Origin of the sequence: Pantoea sp. NGS-ED-1003, from assembly GCF_000738765.1 — a bacterium.
GTDB classification, from domain to species: Bacteria; Pseudomonadota; Gammaproteobacteria; order Enterobacterales; family Enterobacteriaceae; genus Pantoea; species Pantoea septica.
The window spans coordinates 70,113-87,189 of record NZ_JPQA01000005.1 but is presented as its reverse complement, the minus strand read 5'-3'; the positions used below and the strand labels follow the sequence as shown (position 1 = coordinate 87,189).

Annotated in this window: 18 protein-coding genes; 7 read left to right on the top strand and 11 right to left on the bottom strand. The window is 57.3% G+C overall.

The genetic code is table 11. The annotated features are described in order from the left end of the window. Positions 1-159 precede the first annotated feature (159 nt). On the top strand, positions 160-333 hold the full coding sequence (locus JS46_RS24455; RefSeq protein ID WP_187143625.1) for a hypothetical protein: 174 nt from the start codon (positions 160-162) through the stop codon (positions 331-333). On the opposite strand, the gene JS46_RS11345 is transcribed toward JS46_RS24455, so the two are convergent. Then, positions 321-1,478, bottom strand: a complete 1,158-nt coding sequence (locus JS46_RS11345) for a hypothetical protein (RefSeq protein ID WP_033751053.1) — start codon at positions 1,476-1,478, stop codon at positions 321-323. The two genes, JS46_RS24455 and JS46_RS11345, sit on opposite strands and share 13 nt — an antisense overlap. A 148-nt stretch (positions 1,479-1,626) precedes the next feature. On the opposite strand from JS46_RS11345, the gene JS46_RS11340 reads away from it, so the two are divergent. Next, positions 1,627-3,087 (top strand): phospholipase D family protein, encoded by a 1,461-nt coding sequence (locus JS46_RS11340; RefSeq protein WP_033751050.1) that lies wholly within the window; start codon positions 1,627-1,629, stop codon positions 3,085-3,087. Positions 3,088-3,130: 43 nt separating this feature from the next. Here the strand turns inward: JS46_RS11340 and mdoC are convergent, their stop codons facing one another. Next, on the bottom strand, positions 3,131-4,255 hold the full coding sequence (mdoC, locus tag JS46_RS11335; protein WP_033751047.1) for a glucans biosynthesis protein MdoC: 1,125 nt from the start codon (positions 4,253-4,255) through the stop codon (positions 3,131-3,133). 269 nt (positions 4,256-4,524) lie between these two features. Here mdoC and JS46_RS11330 point away from each other — a divergent pair, with 269 nt between their 5' ends. The 3 genes from JS46_RS11330 to JS46_RS11320 all read left to right on the top strand — a co-directional run bounded on the left by JS46_RS11330 (position 4,525) and on the right by JS46_RS11320 (position 8,994). Next, the gene (locus tag JS46_RS11330; protein ID WP_193390109.1) at positions 4,525-6,063 is read left to right on the top strand and encodes a glucan biosynthesis protein G; all 1,539 of its coding nucleotides are present in this window, start codon (positions 4,525-4,527) and stop codon (positions 6,061-6,063) included. Continuing rightward, positions 6,056-8,611, top strand: coding sequence for a glucans biosynthesis glucosyltransferase MdoH (gene mdoH, locus JS46_RS11325; protein ID WP_033751043.1), 2,556 nt, complete (start codon positions 6,056-6,058; stop codon positions 8,609-8,611). Before JS46_RS11330 ends, mdoH begins: the two co-directional genes overlap by 8 nt. Positions 8,612-8,778: 167 nt before the next feature. After that, on the top strand, positions 8,779-8,994 hold the full coding sequence (locus JS46_RS11320) for a YceK/YidQ family lipoprotein (protein WP_096073890.1): 216 nt from the start codon (positions 8,779-8,781) through the stop codon (positions 8,992-8,994). Here the strand turns inward: JS46_RS11320 and JS46_RS11315 are convergent, their stop codons facing one another. From JS46_RS11315 to JS46_RS11305, 3 genes are all read right to left on the bottom strand, one after another. After that, entirely contained in the window at positions 8,995-9,393 is a 399-nt protein-coding gene (locus JS46_RS11315) for a MysB family protein (protein WP_033751038.1), read from the bottom strand. 111 nt (positions 9,394-9,504) lie between these two features. After that, complete coding sequence (locus JS46_RS11310) at positions 9,505-9,771, bottom strand: hypothetical protein (protein ID WP_033751035.1); 267 nt, start codon at positions 9,769-9,771, stop codon at positions 9,505-9,507. Positions 9,772-10,332: 561 nt separating this feature from the next. Next, complete coding sequence (locus tag JS46_RS11305; RefSeq protein ID WP_033751032.1) at positions 10,333-11,256, bottom strand: Kdo(2)-lipid IV(A) acyltransferase; 924 nt, start codon at positions 11,254-11,256, stop codon at positions 10,333-10,335. A gap of 240 nt (positions 11,257-11,496) precedes the next feature. On the opposite strand from JS46_RS11305, the gene JS46_RS11300 reads away from it, so the two are divergent. After that, positions 11,497-12,546 carry a rhodanese-related sulfurtransferase gene (locus tag JS46_RS11300; RefSeq protein ID WP_033751028.1) on the top strand — a complete coding sequence of 350 codons (1,050 nt, stop codon included), beginning with the start codon at positions 11,497-11,499 and terminating at the stop codon, positions 12,544-12,546. 42 nt (positions 12,547-12,588) lie between these two features. Here JS46_RS11300 and solA read toward each other — a convergent pair whose 3' ends face one another. Both solA and bssS read right to left on the bottom strand, forming a co-directional pair. Continuing rightward, positions 12,589-13,707, bottom strand: a complete 1,119-nt coding sequence (gene solA, locus JS46_RS11295; protein WP_033751025.1) for an N-methyl-L-tryptophan oxidase — start codon at positions 13,705-13,707, stop codon at positions 12,589-12,591. A gap of 97 nt (positions 13,708-13,804) precedes the next feature. Continuing rightward, on the bottom strand, positions 13,805-14,062 hold the full coding sequence (gene bssS / locus JS46_RS11290) for a biofilm formation regulator BssS (protein ID WP_033751022.1): 258 nt from the start codon (positions 14,060-14,062) through the stop codon (positions 13,805-13,807). Between the two features lie 33 nt (positions 14,063-14,095). Between bssS and JS46_RS11285 the strand changes: the two genes are divergently transcribed. Then, a complete protein-coding gene (locus tag JS46_RS11285; RefSeq protein ID WP_152560699.1) occupies positions 14,096-14,281 on the top strand; it encodes a hypothetical protein in 186 nt (61 codons plus the stop codon). 2 nt (positions 14,282-14,283) lie between these two features. On the opposite strand, the gene JS46_RS11280 is transcribed toward JS46_RS11285, so the two are convergent. From JS46_RS11280 to JS46_RS11265, 4 genes are all read right to left on the bottom strand, one after another. Beyond that, positions 14,284-14,553 carry a hypothetical protein gene (locus JS46_RS11280; RefSeq protein ID WP_033751017.1) on the bottom strand — a complete coding sequence of 90 codons (270 nt, stop codon included), beginning with the start codon at positions 14,551-14,553 and terminating at the stop codon, positions 14,284-14,286. Positions 14,554-14,698: 145 nt separating this feature from the next. After that, positions 14,699-14,944: a DNA damage-inducible protein I gene (dinI, locus tag JS46_RS11275; protein ID WP_033751014.1), complete on the bottom strand. Its 246-nt coding sequence runs from the start codon at positions 14,942-14,944 to the stop codon at positions 14,699-14,701. 69 nt (positions 14,945-15,013) lie between these two features. Beyond that, positions 15,014-16,060 (bottom strand): dihydroorotase, encoded by a 1,047-nt coding sequence (gene pyrC, locus JS46_RS11270; RefSeq protein WP_033751011.1) that lies wholly within the window; start codon positions 16,058-16,060, stop codon positions 15,014-15,016. 346 nt (positions 16,061-16,406) lie between these two features. Further along, positions 16,407-16,970 carry a lipoprotein gene (locus tag JS46_RS11265; RefSeq protein ID WP_033751916.1) on the bottom strand — a complete coding sequence of 188 codons (564 nt, stop codon included), beginning with the start codon at positions 16,968-16,970 and terminating at the stop codon, positions 16,407-16,409. Positions 16,971-17,077 lie beyond the last annotated feature (107 nt).

The window sequence follows — 17,077 nt, the reverse complement described above, 5'->3', positions numbered from 1 at the left end:
CAAGATGAGCCCCTTCGCCAGACCATGGACGATGCGCACTTCGCCATCGTGGTGCTTGCGGTGACCTCTGTTACGCTTATAATCTTCGTCCTGTTGGTGACGCTCTGGATGAGTTAAAGAGAGAATCGTAAGCGGCAGGGAGGTTCAGAAGGAGAAAGTATGGAATCGCGAGATGACAAACTGATCGCCATTATTGGTCTGCTGGCCGCCTGCTTGATCGGCGTAGTATTTCTCTTTGCTATGACCTGGCTCACCGATGTTCGCCATCCCGCCGATCCGTCGCTTGAAGTACAGAGCTGCACGCCGAAAAAACCGCCCGTTCACCCCTCCTGAAATCTGGTCTGAAACTTAATCTGCTGACTGCGCAACACCAGCGCCAGGCCCTCATGCAGCGTGCGGTTGCCGTTGGGATCGCCCAGCCCGAACAGCGCGCCCGGCGAACGGCGATCGTCAGCCCAGGCAGGATATTCCACCACCGGATAGAGGGAAACGCCCTCCAGGCCCACTCCCTGTTCTAGCGCCAGCATCACCTCTTCGCTGATATGCTGCAGCCAGGCGGCGCGCGCTTCGCCTTCCGCGCCGGTTTCCGCCAGCAGCAGCGGGCGCTGGTAGCGCTGCCAGCACTGCGCCAGCAGGCGATGCAGCGGCTGGCGCAGCGGATGCGTCGCCGACATCGGCTCGCCGGGAAAGAACCAGTGATTGTCGGGATAGTAGTTGAGTCCGAGAATATCGAGGCAATCCTCGCTGCCGCCGAGCTCGCTGTCGATGCGTCCAGCCAGCATATCCCAGGCCTCAAACTGCGCCTGATGCTGCACGTCGGCGTAGGGTTTGCTGTCGGGATTATGGGGATCGCTGGCGATCTGCACCAGCGGATCGGTGAGTATGAAACGCGCTTCGGGATAGACCTCGCGGATAGCGTGGATCGCCGCCAGCGAGGCGCGCACCAGCTGACGCTTCAGCTCTCTGCCGCGATTGGCGACGTGGGGATTGAACCAGGCGACGTCGGCTCCGGCCCATGACCAGAATGAAATCTGGTTAATGGGCGTGAAAAACGGGCGCTCGATGCCCTCATCGCGCATTACCTGCGCCATAGCGCGGGCGAAACGGGCGAAATGCTCGATAAACGACGCCTTCCAGATATTCAGATGATCGGGATAGCCGAAGTGCGCCAGTTCCCAGATAATCTCCATCTCATGGCGTCTGGCCGCCTGCACCATCGGCAGGAAGCTGCTCCAGTCGTAGCGGTCCGGCTCTTTTTCAATCAGATACCAGCGTGCGCCGTCGCGCGCCGTATGCAGACGCTGCGCCGCGAGCGCGGCGTAATCTTTATCCAGCAGCATATCGTGGCCGCTGCTGATCACCATGTCCAGCCGCTTGCCCGCGGTGCGGCAGGCGGTAGAGCAGGGGAAGCTGCCCTGAAAAAAACTTTTAAACAGCCGGGGATGGTGGCGCTGAAGCAGGGATGAATCTGACGTCATGGTCCGCTCCTGTAACTGGCCGGTCGTGATAGTCTGGCTAAGTCTAGCTGAAAAAACGGCGCTGTCTGGCTGCTCTCAGACTGCGCGTATAGCCATATCCGGCGAAGCGTTAAATAATAAGAGCGTGTCGATTATTCAGGGAACCCCAATGACCGAAGCGTTAAATCTGCTGACCGAACTGCCTGACGTCAGCTGGCTTGAGGAGATTATCGGCCCGCGCAGTGCCCGCCACCCCGGCCTGAGCGGCATTCATCCGCTGGCGGACGGGCTCGACGCTTTTGCGGCCCGCTATCTGCTGATGGGCAAAGCGGAGCGCACGCTGGATGTGCAGTATTACATCTGGCAGAACGATATGTCGGGACGCCTGCTGTTTAGCGCGCTGCTGGAGGCGGCCGGGCGCGGCGTGAAGGTGCGGCTGCTGCTGGACGACAACAATACGCCGGGCCTGGACGATACGCTGGCGCGTCTCGATCGCCATCCCAATATCACGGTGAAGCTGTTTAATCCGTTCTCGTTCCGCACGCTGCGCGCGCTGGGCTATCTCTCCGATTTCGCCCGGCTGAATCGCCGCATGCACAACAAGAGCTTTACCGTGGACGGCGTGGCGACCATTGTTGGCGGGCGTAACGTCGGCGATGAATATTTCGCCACCGGCAGCGAACCGCTGTTCGCCGATCTTGACGTGCTGGCGATCGGCCCGGTGGTGGAAGAAGTCTCGGAAGATTTCGAACGCTACTGGCAGAGCAAACCGGTGGCACCGCTGAAGAGCGTGCTGGACGAGAGCGAGCATCAGGACGGCGCGGTGGCGCTGCCGCCCGACTGGCGCGACAGCGAGGCGGTACAGCGCTATCTGGCGCGGCTGGAAAGCTCGCACTTCGTCAGCCAGCTGGAGCAGGGCACGCTGAGCATGACCTGGGCGCGCGCGCGTCTGCTGAGCGACGATCCGCGTAAGGGGCTGGGCCGGGCGAAGCGCAGGAGCCTGCTGCCGCAGCGCATGCTGGAGGTGATCGGCGTGCCGCAGCGGCAGTTCGATATCATCTCCGCCTATTTCGTTCCCACGCGCGCCGGCGTCGCCCAGCTGCTGGCGCTGAAACGGCGCGGCGTAAAAATCGCGATTCTGACCAACTCTCTCGCCGCCAACGACGTGTCGGTGGTGCATGCGGGCTACGCCAAGTGGCGTAAAAAGCTGCTGCGGCGCGGCATCGAGCTCTATGAGCTGAAGCCGCAGTCGGGCGTGCCCGACGCGCCGCACGACCGCGGTCTCACCGGTAACTCCGGCTCCAGCCTGCATGCCAAAACCTTTACCGTCGATCAGGAGACGCTGTTTATCGGCTCATTCAACTTCGATCCCCGTTCGGCGGTGCTGAATACCGAAATGGGGCTGGTGATTGAGAGTGAAGCGCTGGCGCGGCAGACTCATCAGCGCTTTAGCGCCGCAATGCGCGATCGCGCCTGGGCGCTGCGGCTCGACAAGTGGGGACGCGTCAACTGGGTCGAGTATGCGGGGGAAGCGCAGGAGATTGTGCATAAGCATGAGCCGCGCTGCACCTGGGTGCAGCGCCTGCTGGTGCGGCTGGTGTGGCGTCTGCCGATCGAGTGGCTGCTATAGGCGTCGACCGTGCGGGCGGCAAAGCGTCCGCGCGGTGGTCTTGCTATTTTTTCTGCGGCTTGCCGGAAAACAGAAAGCGCAGCAGCGGGATGCGCAGATGAATTTCATAGAGCAGAAACGCCACGCCGAACACCATCGCCAGCCCGACAAAGAAGCCCAGCGTGTTGTTGCCGATCTGCGGCGTGATGAAAATGCCGTAGAGCAGCGTCAGCGGATGGTGTACCAGGTAGATAAACAGCGAGGCGTTCACCAGATACATAATGCGCGGCGAATGGGCGTTAAGCATGCGGTGGCCGAAGCTGAAGCAGACGTTGAGCATGCAGAGCCCCATCAGCGTGGTAATCAACGCGTCGAGTTCATAGAGCCAGCCGTCGCCGCTGCTGTAGCGCTGATTAAGGCTATAGGCGATGAAAACCAGAATCGCGCCGAAGCACATCACCGGATTAAAGCGCACGAACAGCTGCTTCAGGGCAGGGTGTTTCCACGCCAGCGCTCCCAGCATAAAGAAGGGCAAAAACAGCAGCGTCTGCATCACCATAATGCTGAACAGGCCGTCCATCAGCAGCGCCGGAAAAAAGGTAAAGATCGCGCGACGGAAAACGTCCCACAGCAGCGCATAGCCCATGATCGCCAGCGTCACCTTGCCCCAGCCGATGCGGCTATAATCGATATGCCGATGCTGGCGGCGCAGCCAGTTAAAGGTCAGCATGCCGAGCGCGGTAAGGATCACCAGCACCACCAGGAACCAGAGGTGCGAAATCAGCTCCCACATCAGGTTATTGAACTTGCCGTACAGCGTCAGCTGATCCCAGTTGCTCATCTTGTCCGACAGCGCGCGCAGCATAAAAAACTGCGGCAGCGTAATCAGCGGCACGGCCGTCAGCAGCGGAATGCCGACGCGCTCCATGCGCACTTTCAGCCAGCGCTTCGCTTCGTAGCGCAGGTAGAGCATATAGGAGAAGTAGCCTGAGATAACGAAAAAGACCTGCATGCGGAAGGCGTGAATAAAATCGTTCAGCACCGTCAGCCAGAGCGACGCTTCCTGACTATTGACGGCCCATTTTTGGGTGGAATAGATGAGGGAAACGTGAAACGGCACCCCCAGCAACATCAAATACGCCCGAATCGAATCGAGGAAATATTCACGTTCAGGTTTTACTGTACTCATAAAGTTCCAGTTTGTTAGTACGTTTCGGCCAGTTTCCCCCTGAAACTGGTTTATGCCGCAGTGAAATTCTACCTGCTGTAAACAGCGTATACTATCAGTTGATTCTGGAACGTTTAATTGTCCTAAAAGCAGGCGTAGCCCTGACAAAACCCTGGAACATTCTTTTGGATATGCTGTCGGAAAAGCGAATAATCCTTTAAGATAAATGGGTTTGTACTTAGCACACGAAAGGGGGGGATGTGCTGATTAATGTAGAAAAAAAAGGCGGACTGATGAAGATGCGCTGGCTTGGCGCGGCAGTTCTGCTGGCGTTGTACGCCAATAATAGCTGGGCGTTTAACCTTGATGATGTCGCAAAAGAAGCCAAAACGCTGGCAGGGAAAAGTTTTGAGGCGCCTAAGAGCAATTTACCCTCTCAGTTTCGTGAAATGAAATTTGCTGACTATCAGCAGATCCAGTTTAACCACGACAAAGCGTACTGGGGCAAACTGCGTACGCCGTTCAAGCTTGAGTTTTACCACCAGGGCATGTATTTCGACACGCCGGTAAAAATCAACGAAGTGACGGCCAACGCGGCGCGCGAAATCAAATACAGCCCTGACTATTTCAACTTCGGCAACGTTAAACACGACGCCGACTCGGTGAAAAATTTAGGGTTCGCCGGTTTTAAAGTGCTTTATCCGCTTAACTCGCGCGATAAAAAAGATGATGAGATCACCAGCTTCCTGGGCGCGAGCTACTTCCGCGTTATCGGCGCCGATCAGGTTTATGGCCTGTCCGCGCGCGGTCTGGCGATCGACACGGCACTGCCGTCCGGGGAAGAGTTCCCGCGCTTTAAGGAATTCTGGATCCAGCGTCCTAAACCGCAGGATAAGCAGCTGGTGATCTATGCGCTGCTCGATTCGCCGCGCGCGACGGGCGCCTATCGCTTTACCGTGCATCCGGGCAAAGAAACCACTGTCGACGTACAGTCGAAAGTCTATCTGCGCGACAAAGTCGGCAAGCTTGGCGTTGCGCCGCTGACCAGTATGTTCCTGTTCGGCGCCAACCAGCCTTCGCCGGTGACCAACTTCCGTCCCGAGCTGCATGACTCCGACGGCCTGTCAATTCACAGCGGCAACGGCGAATGGATCTGGCGACCGCTCAATAATCCGCGCCATCTGGCGGTGAGCACCTACACCATCGAAAGCCCGAAAGGCTTCGGTTTGCTGCAGCGCAGCCGCGACTTCAACCGCTATCAGGATCTCGACGACCGTTACGATATGCGTCCGAGCGGCTGGGTTGAACCGCTGGGCGACTGGGGTAAAGGCCGCGTTGAGCTGGTAGAGATCCCGACTGCGGACGAAACCAACGACAATATCGTCGCCTTCTGGACGCCGGAGAATCTGCCGGATCCGGGCAAAGAGATGAACTTCAACTACCGCCTGCACTTTACGCGCGACGAGAGCCAGCTTCACTCCGACGATACCGCCTGGGTGAAAAATACGCTGCGTTCGGCGGGCGACGTGAAGCAGTCTAATCTGGTGCGTCAGCCTGACGGTTCTATCGCCTTCACCATCGACTTCGTTGGTAAAGCGATGAGCCAGATGCCGGATAACAGCCAGGTCGCGCCGCAGGTCAGCGTGGGCGAAAACGGCGAAGTGGTTGAGCAGAGCGTACGCTATAACCCGGTCACTAAAGGCTGGCGTCTGGTGCTGCGTCTGCGCGTCAAAGATAACAAACAGCCTACCGAAATGCGCGCCGCGCTGGTTAGCGGCGACAAGACATTGACGGAAACCTGGAGCTATCAGTTACCTGCCAATGAATAATCCGACATTTATTCCTAAAAACTACGTGGAAGCCCTGCCGCTGGATGCGGCAGGGAAGGCCCGGTTAAGCGCCTCGCTGCAGCACGCCGAGGCGTTTCACTTCATTCACGATACGCTTGGCCAGGATGTCGCCGCCAGCGATCGTCCTGACGATGCGCCGCTTAAGTCGGTCTCGGCCCGCGTCAAAATGGCGTGGCCGGATTCGCTGGCCGACGGCGAGCAGTTCGGCAAAGATTATCTCGATCGCACCACGCTGAAGGCGATGCCGAAGGTTAAACGCTCGCTGATGTTCCCGGAAGCCTGGCGGACCAACCCGCTGGTGCGTGCCTGGAGCTCGCTGCGCGGCGAAAAGCTGACGCATCGCTACGCCAATGCGGAAGAGCAGCGCGCCGAGGAGAAGTGGCGTCACGTCGGCTCCATTCGCCGCTATGTGCTGCTGATCCTTACCCTGTTTCAGACCGTCATCGCCACCTGGTACATGAAAACCATCCTGCCCTATCAGGGCTGGACGCTGCTCGATCCGATGGAGATGCTGAATCAGAACTGGCAACAGTCGGTGATGCAGATCCTGCCCTATGTGTTGCAGACCGGCATTTTGTTCCTCTTTGCCATTCTGTTCTGCTGGGTGTCGGCGGGCTTCTGGACCGCGCTGATGGGCTTCCTGCAGCTGCTGATCGGCCGCGATAAGTACAGCATCTCCTACTCGACGGTGGGCGACGAGCCGCTTAATCCTGAACATCGCACCGCGCTGATTATGCCGATCTGCAACGAGGACGTGGAACGCGTCTTCGCGGGCCTGCGCGCCACCTGGGAATCGGTCGCGCGTACCGGCAACGCAGAGCACTTCGACGTCTACGTGCTAAGCGACAGCTACGATCCTGATATCGCCATTGCGGAGCAGAAGGCCTGGATGGAGCTGGTGCGCGACGTGGGCGGGGCCGGCAAAATTTTCTACCGCCGTCGCCGTCGCCGCGTGAAGCGTAAGAGCGGCAACATCGACGACTTCTGCCGTCGCTGGGGCAGCAACTACAGCTATATGGTGGTGCTGGACGCGGACAGCGTGATGAGCGGTGAATGTCTTACCGGCCTGGTGCGCATGATGGAAGCGAACCCTAACGCCGGTATCATCCAGTCGTCGCCGAAGGCGTCGGGCATGGATACGCTCTACGCGCGCTGCCAGCAGTTCGCCACGCGCGTTTACGGTCCGCTCTTTACCGCCGGTTTGCACTTCTGGCAGCTTGGCGAGTCGCACTACTGGGGGCATAACGCCATTATCCGCGTGAAGCCCTTTATCGAGCACTGCGCGCTGGCGCCGCTGCCGGGCGAGGGCTCTTTCGCCGGCTCGATCCTGTCGCACGACTTCGTCGAAGCGGCGCTGATGCGCCGCGCCGGCTGGGGTGTCTGGATCGCTTATGACCTGCCGGGTTCCTATGAGGAGCTGCCGCCGAACCTGCTGGACGAGCTGAAGCGCGACCGTCGCTGGTGTCACGGCAACCTGATGAACTTCCGCCTGTTCCTGGTGAAAGGGATGCACCCAGTGCACCGCGCGGTGTTCCTGACCGGCGTCATGTCTTATCTCTCGGCGCCGCTGTGGTTTATGTTCCTGGCGCTCTCCACCGCGCTGCAGGTGGTGCATACGCTGATGGAGCCGCAATACTTCCTGCAGCCGAGGCAGCTCTTCCCGGTCTGGCCGCAGTGGCGTCCTGAGCTGGCGATCGCGCTCTTCTCGACGACGCTGGTGCTGCTGTTCCTGCCGAAGCTGCTCAGCGTGGTGCTGATCTGGTTCAAAGGCGCGAAACCTTACGGCGGCGCGTTCCGTCTGTTTATTTCGCTGCTGCTGGAGATGCTCTTCTCCGTGCTGCTGGCGCCGGTGCGTATGCTGTTCCATACCGTGTTCGTGGTCAGCGCCTTCCTGGGCTGGGAAGTGGTGTGGAACTCGCCGCAGCGCGACGATGACGCTACGCCGTGGAGCGAAGCTTTCCGTCGTCACGGATCGCAGATGCTGCTCGGCATCGTCTGGGCAGTAGGCATGGGCGTGCTGGATCTCAACTTCCTCTGGTGGCTGGCGCCGATCGTCTTCTCGCTGATCCTGTCGCCGTTCGTGTCGGTGATGTCGAGCCGCGCGACGGTCGGACTGAAGAGCAAGCGCGCGAAGCTGTTCTTGATCCCGGAAGAGTATGAGCCGCCGAAAGAGCTGGTGGACACCGACCGCTACCTGCAGCTCAACCGCGACCGCGCCCTGAAGCACGGCTTTATGCATGCGCTGTTCCACCCGGCGTTTAACGCGCTGGCGACCGCGCTGGCGACCTCGCGTCACCGCCAGAGCCAGCTGCTTGATTACGCGCGCGACCGCCGCGTCGATCAGGCGCTGAGCGATGCGCCCGAGAAGCTGAACCGCGAACAGCGTCTGCAGCTGATCAGCGATCCGGTGGTGCTGGCGCGCGTTCACTCACGCCTGTGGGAGAACGGCGATAAGTATCATCAGTGGGTAGAGAGCTATCAGAAGCTGGCGCTCAATCCGCTGGCGCTACCATCTCAGGCGGGTTAATATTCGCCAACCTAAAGCGGCAGCGATGCCGCTTTTTTTATGCGCGCAATTTAACGCTATTATTACGTTTTGATAGCGTAAGCAGGCGACAAAATAGCTGCGCCATTATCTACACTAGCCGCTGGCTGAAATGAGTATCGCGAGTGAAAAGTTTGCTGAAAACAGTGATGATCGCGCTGATGGCGCTGATATTAAGCGGATGCGGCAGTATTATTAGTCGCGCCGTGCCCGGCCAGGGACACGGCAATCAATACTATCCTGGCGTGCAGTGGGATGTGCGCGACGGTCCATGGCGCGTGCTGACCATTCTCGATCTGCCGCTGTCGCTGGTGGTGGACACCATGCTGCTGCCGGTTGATGCCCACCACGGGCCCTATGAATAATCAGAGCAGGCGATCGGACTCGCTGTTGTCATCTTCCCATTCCTGCGCCGCCGCTTCGCCTTCTTCGCTGTCGATCGGCGGCTCAAGCTGAAACTCGCCCTCGTCCCACTCGTGCAGCGTATTTTCGGCTAACCACTCCTGGCGCAGCTCGACTTCGTCGAAATCGCCGTCAAATATCGCCTGCGCCGCCTCGCCGCTGCGGATCGGCAGGCATTCGCCGCTCTCGCCTTCCTCTTCAAAGAACTCTGCCTGCCACATAATATCGCCATCCTGCATCACATACTTCTGCAGGCCAAACTGACTGATGCTGGCATCCTCTTCTTCAATGTCGGGATGATCGGCGAGAAATTCTTCACGCGCAGCCTCGATGGCTTCTTCTAAGGTGCTGAACATGCTCATTACTCTTCTCCTTGCCTGATTAACGGGATGTCAGAGAAGGATAGACGAAATTTTTCAGGGGAAAGGGTGAAAAAGAGACGGCGGGCGAGAAACTCCTCCCGCCGTCATCGATCAGAGTGACTTCTGCGGGAAGTGCAGCACCGGTCGCACCGTTTCACGCATAACGGGCGCCGCATAGCGAATACAGCATTTAATACAGGGTTTGACTTTTTTAAAATTAATTCGCGCAATAGATAACGCCTGATTCAAATTATATAACGTGCCGATAAAAACGATGTCCTCTTTATCCGGCATACGTTTACACTCTTTGCGGTGTAAATAATGGTAATTATCCTGATCGGTACTGATTGTCACGTAGTAATAGATGCCTTTATTCATTTTTATGTTCCTGCTAGAGATTCGCTGTGTGTAATCTTTTTATATTTTTTGAAGGGCAGTTAAATAATTAACTGTCACGATCGAAATTACCGATATGTGTCTAATTGTTCAAATTCCATAAAAGTATAAAACAGCCATCTAATTGACATAATGCTTATATGCAACAGGTCTAATCAGACAATGCCTTGTAAAATAAGTTAATTTTACTGGATAGATAAGCTAAGGCAAAGAGTTATCATTGAAGAAATAGGAAAAGACCTGGAGTGGGTTTAAATCAGATCCAAATAAGATAAATCGCAATCATTAATTTCTTAGCCGCTTATTAGCCATATTACGGGATAATGCCTGCTTTTGGCCACTATTAATTTAGCGCGCATGAACAATTAAAAAAAGGGATAAATCAATATATGCCTTGCTTTAGTTTAGAGTGGACCTTATTGGCATGTATAAAAGCTTTTTTCATTATGAAACAACAAGTTGTGTGATGTAGCGCAAGGTTTTAAGCGTAAGCGACGATGATGCTTAGGGCCGGCGGACGACAGCGCGTCCGCCGGAAGGAGATCAGTAGCGTGAAGGTTCACCTTCGGGACGCGTTTTGAAGCGACGGTGCAGCCACATATATTGCTCCGGCGCCAGCAGGACGCCTTCTTCCACCACTTTATTCATCTGCGCGGCGGTGGCGACATCACTGTCGAGCGGGATCTGATCGCTGACGTCGGGCAGGATCAACATCTGGTAGCCGCGACCGTGCGGCAGGCGGCGCGGCACGAAGGGAATAACGTGCGGCTTGCCGCTGCGGATCAGCAGATAGGTGCCTACGGTGGTGGCGGCTTTTTCTACCGCGAAGAAAGGCACGAACACGCTGCTGCGCGGGCCGTAGTCATGATCGGGCGCGTACCAGATAATATCGCCGTTTTTCAGCGCGCGGATCATGCCTTTCAGATCTTTGCGGTCGAGCATACCTTTGTTGGAGCGCATCCGGCCCCAGGTCTGCAGCCAGTCGATCAGCTTGTTGTCATTAGGGCGATAAACGCCGATGCCGGGGTTATAGATGCCGAAAATACGCGCGCCCAGCTCCAGCGTCAGGAAATGCATGCCGATGAGCAGCACGCCGCGCTGCTCATCTTTCGCTTTTTGTATATGCTCAAGGCCGGATACATCGAACCACTTTTTGATGCGCCAGTCGGGCCAGAACCACGCCATGCCGGTTTCAATCAGCCCCATGCCTACCGACTCGAAGTTATGCTTTACCATCGCTTCACGTTCGCTGGTCGGCATATCGGGAAAGCAGAGCTCCAGATTGCGTCGGGCGATGGCGACGCGGCGCTTCAGAAAGCGTATCGCAATACGCCCTAATCCGCAGCCCAGCATATAGAGCAGCGGGTAGGGCAGCAGCACCAGCAGATAAAGAAAGGCAATGCCCAGCCAGGTCAGCCAGTAACGGGGATGGAGGAGTTCTCGGGAAAATTGCGGCAGTTGAGTCATATGAAAAAGCTTATCCTGCGTAATGCGCCTGATGGCGCCAATATCTCGTTGATTTTCCCCTATTGTGCCAGCTTTTCTTCTGCGCTGAAATAAACGCAGGGCGATTGCGTATGGGGCCAGCTGAAAAGAAACCCGCCTGAAGGGGGAATAAAAAGCGATCCAGATCAATTTTCTTTGCATCCTGGCCCATTGCTGTATCATGTGCCGCGCAATTTTTTATCCCAAACAGGAACGAACACCATGCCAGTGTTACATAACCTTGTTAACAATAAAGAGCTGAAGGCGCGCATGCTGGCGGAGACCGAACCGCGCACGACCGTCTCGTTCTACAAATATTTTCACATCGCCGATCCCAAAGCCTTTCGTGACGCGCTCTATCTTGGCCTGACTGAACTCAAGGTCTTTGGCCGCGTCTACGTGGCAAAAGAGGGGATCAACGCGCAGATCAGCGTCCCCGCCAGCCTCTATGAGAAGATGAAAGAGTATCTGTATGGCTTCGATCCGGCGCTGAACAATCTGCGCATGAATATCGCGCTCGACGACGACGGCAAATCTTTCTGGGTGCTGCGCCTGAAGGTGCGCGACCGCATCGTGGCGGACGGCATTGAAGATGAAAGCTTCGACGCCAGCGACGTCGGCACCTATCTGAAAGCGGCGGAAGTCAACGCGATGCTGGACGATCCCGACGCGGTGTTCGTCGATATGCGCAACCACTACGAATATGAAGTGGGCCGTTTCGATAATGCGATGGAGATCCCGGCCGACACCTTCCGCGATCAGCTGCCGATGGCGGTTGAGATGCTGCAGGAGCAGAAAGATAAAAAGATCGTGATGTACTGCACCGGCGGCATTCGCTGCGAGAAAGCGAGCGCCTGGATGCGTCATAACGGTTTCGACGACGTTTACCATATCGAAGGCGGCATTATTGAGTACGCGCGCCGCGCGCGCGAGCAGGGTTTGCCGGTGCGCTTTAAGGGTAAAAACTTTGTCTTCGACGAGCGCATGGGCGAGCGCATCTCCGATGATGTGCTGTCACAGTGCCATCAGTGCGGCGCGCCGTGCGATACGCACACCAACTGCGTTAACGACGGCTGTCATCTGCTGTTTATTCAGTGCCCGAGCTGCGCCGAGAAGTTCCACAACTGCTGCAGCCCGCTCTGTATGGAAGAGTCGCAGCTGTCGCCGGAAGAGCAGCGCGCGCGCCGCGCCGGTCGTGAAAACGGCAATAAGATTTTCAATAAGTCGCGCGGTCGTCTGACTATGGCTATCCCGATGCCGGAGAAAGAGTAACGGCTTGAGCCTGACGCGCGTGCGTCAGGCTTTTTTATCGCTTCAGCGGGTAAAGCGAGCGAGCGAGAAGGGCGTGAGATCAAACGAAAAGGGTTTATCGAGCGCGAACTCCGTCGCCAGCTCCCCCAGCACGCTGGCGAACTTGAATCCATGTCCGCTCAGGCCGGTGATAATCAGACGATTCGGCTCGTCCGGCAGAGTATCGATAATAAAGTCTTCATCCGGACTGATGTCATAGCTGCAGGCTTCGCCGTGCAGACAGACCCCCACGCCAGGCAGAAATTTACGCAGAAACGCAAAGGCGTCGCTGCCGTCTTCGGCAAAGCTGCCGAAGGGTTTGCGATCTTCCGGCTGGCTCATCGGCTGGCCGCCGTCGTGACGTCCCACCTTCAGCGCGTTGTTATCCGCCGGAAAGCCGTAAAAGTGGCTGCCGTTTTCCATCTCTACCGTAAAGCCGGGAAATTTATTGTTTTCGCTGTAGCGGCCGTCGGCCTGATACCAGGCGAACACTTTGCGCGTCGGCTTAAGCGGTAAATCCGGCACCAGCTTGCCGACCCAGGTACCGGCGCTGATTAGCATCTTGCGCGCGCGGAAGGTGCCGTCTGCCGTTACCACCTGCTGCAGGTCGCCGTCGCGGCCAATTTGCGACACGCCGCAGTTAAACAGCTGCGCGCAGCCCGCCTTCTCGGCAAGGGCGATCCAGCTGCGTACCGCCTGCTCGCACTTCAGGTAGCCCGACTGCGGTTCGAAAACGCCGATATAGCCGTCCGGCACGCTGATCTGCGGCCAGCGCTGGCGCACCTCTTCCGCCTGCAACAGCTCTACGTCCAGCTTCCAGGCCTGCGCGCTGTCGATAACGTTGCGAATGAATTCAGAGTGAATGGGCGCGAGGTTAATAATGCCGCTACGGTGCATGATGCGTTCGCCGGCCTGCTGTTCCAGCTGGTCCCAGAGGGTCTGCGCGCGCAGCACCAGCGGAACATAGCGTTCGCCTTCGCCGTATGCGTGACGGATCAGCCGCGTTTCGCCGTGATGCGCGCCCTGGGTATGGGGTGGATGGCTGGAATCGATCATCAGCACCGACAGGCCCGCCTGGGTGGCGTAAAAGCCCGCGGCGGCGCCAACGGACCCGCTGCCCACCACAATCAGATCATAAATCATTGAAGAATAACTCCTGAAAGCCGTAACACGCCCAGCAGCATACCAGAATCAGAAATGAAAAAGGCACCCCTGAGGGTGCCCGTTCATCTGGCGGAGACTAATGTTTGGACTGGTAACGCTCCATTTGCTCGGCCGATTCGATCTTGGCAATGCCAGCTTCAAGAATAGAAATAAATTGCCTTGCCACGTCTGTTGTCAGCCAGTAGGTCGGTCCGACGTCTGCTTCTTCTTCTTTTTGATCCTGCGAGGAGAGCGAATGCAAACGGATCATCATAGCGTCGTAGCTGTCTACGGTACTGATATCCCAGCCCACCAGCGGGTGAGTCTGAATAACGTCTTTATGATTACTGTCCATTATAACCTCCTTATTACTCGTTAAACGAAGTGCATGATGAGGTTCAATGCGGCTTTTTTATCCGATAGCGAGACAATTATAACAGAAAAAGCGTTCTATCCGATTAAAATGTGCGGCGAACAAAAAGTGAGCGAAATATTCGGCGTTAAAAAAGCGATTAAAAAAAATAAAATGCCTGACGCATCAGGCAGTTTTTTTACGCGCTCGCGCACCGGTTAAAATCAGGCCAGAGGGTCAGCCGGCTGAACGCTGTGAGGCTTTTGCAGCGTCAGCGCCAGACGGGCGAAGTGCTGCTGCAGAGGTTCGTCGTGATTCTGATTTTGCGCCTCAAGCGTCAGATGATGCACCAGCAGCTGGGCGGCGCGCTCGTCGAGGCAGAGGGTAAGGCTGGAGAAGGCGCTTTCCAGCACCGTCAGGCGACGTTGCTGATCGGCGATTAGCGCCAGCAGTTCACCGAAGGTCATGGCCTCTTCCGGGTTTTCTGTCATCATTTCATCTCACCTCCTGTTAAGCATAACGAGCGCAAGAATAGGCGATTGATCGATCAGAGTCTAGATGCAGGAAAAAGTTCTGGCGAGGGGGGAGAGTGATAAAAAAGCCGGATGGCGACACCCGGCAAAAACTGCGCAGTGGCGGTTAATCGGTAATGAACCAGTCGTCAGCGCTTTCCCAGGTTTCCTGTAAAATATCGCTGATTCGATCGCGCGTCTCTTTGCCGCCGCCCAGCACGCTGAGCTGGTTCGCGGTGGCATAGCGCACTTTGACGTGGTTCTGGCCGTCGGGAAATTCTTCATCGATACGGCGGGAAAGTTCTGCCGTCAGCGCTTCCATTGCGCCGGACGGAAGCGGGGACGTTTTGGCAACGGTAATTTCAACACGCATAGCAGCCTCCGGATTAGATGCTGTATATATTTACAGTATATTCGGTCCAGAGGCAAGCGAAAGCGCAGATCAGAGTTTCACGCGCCAGTTCAGGGTTTCGCCGGCGAGGAAGGGCACCAGCGCGTGCTCGCCCATGCTGATGCTCTCTTCGACTTTCCAGGGTTCGCGCACCAGCGTCACGGTTCCTTCGTTCAGCGGCAGGCCGTAAAAGCGCGGGCCGTTCTCCGAGCAGAAGGCTTCCAGCTGCGCCAGGGCGTTCAGCTCTTCGAAAACGGTGGCGTAGGCGGGCAGCGACGTCGGCGCGTTGAAAACGCCCGCGCAGCCGCAGCTCGCCTCTTTGAGATGACGCAGGTGCGGCGCGGTGTCGGTACCGAGGAAGAAGCGCGGATGGCCGCTGGCGACCACCTTGCGCAGCGCTTCCTGATGCACGTTGCGCTTGAGGATCGGCAGGCAGTAGAGGTGCGGCCGCACGCCGCCCACCAGCATATGGTTGCGGTTGAACATCAGATGCTGCGGCGTAATGGTGGCGCCCAGCTTGTCATTGCCCGCCTCGACGTACTGCGCGGCTTCGCGCGTCGTGATGTGCTCGAAGACGACTTTGAGTTCCGGGTATGTTTTGCGCAGCGGCTCCATTACGCTGTCGATAAAGCGCGCCTCGCGATCGAAAATATCGATGTCGGCGTGGGTCACTTCGCCGTGAATCAGCAGCGGCATGCCGATCTTCTGCATGCGCTCCAGCACGCTGCTGATGGCGGCGATATTGGTGACGCCGTGGCTGGAGTTGGTGGTGGCATGCGCCGGGTAGAGTTTCGCAGCGGTAAACACGCCCGCGTTGAAGCCCTGTTCAATCTCATTGGGATCGAGCGAGTCGGTAAGGTAGCAGGTCATCAGCGGGGTGAAGCGATGTTCCGCTGGCAGCGCGGCCAGGATGCGGTCGCGGTAGGCGACGGCGGCAGCGACGCTGGTGACCGGCGGCACCAGATTGGGCATCACGATGGCACGTCCGTTAACCGCGCTGGTATAGGGCAGGACCGTATTCAGCATCGCGTCGTCGCGCAGGTGAATATGCCAGTCGTCAGGGCGGCGGATAGTAAGTTGCTGAGGGTGTGCAGTCATCAGTGAAGCTCCGGCTAGTCAGGAAACGTAGAGGCGCGTTTTGGCCGGGTACAAAGCATAAGGTGTCGGGCAACCGTTTGCACTTCTTTTCTTGCAGGGAGGGGGAAAAGAACAGCGGGCACGGCGCCAGACCGCAGATGAGCTTACAGCGCGGGTGACATGGACCGAAGAGCAAAGCGTCCCGCGCAAGGGACAAAAACGCCGGGAGCGTTTTTGAACAACGCAGCGCGTTGGCCCGTTAACGGGCGCACCTCAGGGATGAGGTGCGTAGCACGCGGGCCGAGCCGCCAGGGATGGCGCTTTTGCGTCTTTGCGATCGGGCCATGTCACCCACGCCTGCACCTTGTCACTGCGTAAACGGAATTACCAGCTGGCCAGGCTCGACCTGAAGGCCCTTAGCGAATTTCTTCGCCAGCGCCTCGCCTTTGCTGCGATCGACGCTCAATACATAGGCCGGCTTCTGATTGAAGTAGCTTTTTAGCGACTGATTCAGATAAGGGGTCAGGCTTTTCATCACCGCGGCCATCTTCTCCGGCTGCACCTGCGCGTCGACGATCTCCAGATCGCGCAGATAGACGGCGCCCTGCTGCGCGTCGAATACCGGCTGCGCCTTCATCTTCAGCTGCATATCCGCTTCCTGCGGGCCAAACAGCGAAGTAACGTTGATTTTCGCCTTGCCGGTCAGCGTGACGCGGTCCGGCTCCTCGCGGCCAATCTGGCTGTTGAGGTCGGTCAGCAGAATATGGGCGTTCACCAGGCCGGCGACGCCGATATCCTTCTCATAATTGTTGTGCTTCGCCAGCGCCTGATTCACTTCCTGCTCGCTGATGGTGTATTGCGTAAGCTGATTACAGCCGCTAACCAGCACGGCGAAAAACAGGGCCGTCAGCCCCAGAAATGCCTTCTTCATTGTGTCCTCATCCAGATTGATGCTAATGCAGCGCATAGGGTGCCTGAATGCGGATGAGGTGTCATTAAGAAGGCGATGAGAAACGCCGGCGCGCCTCTCATCGAATT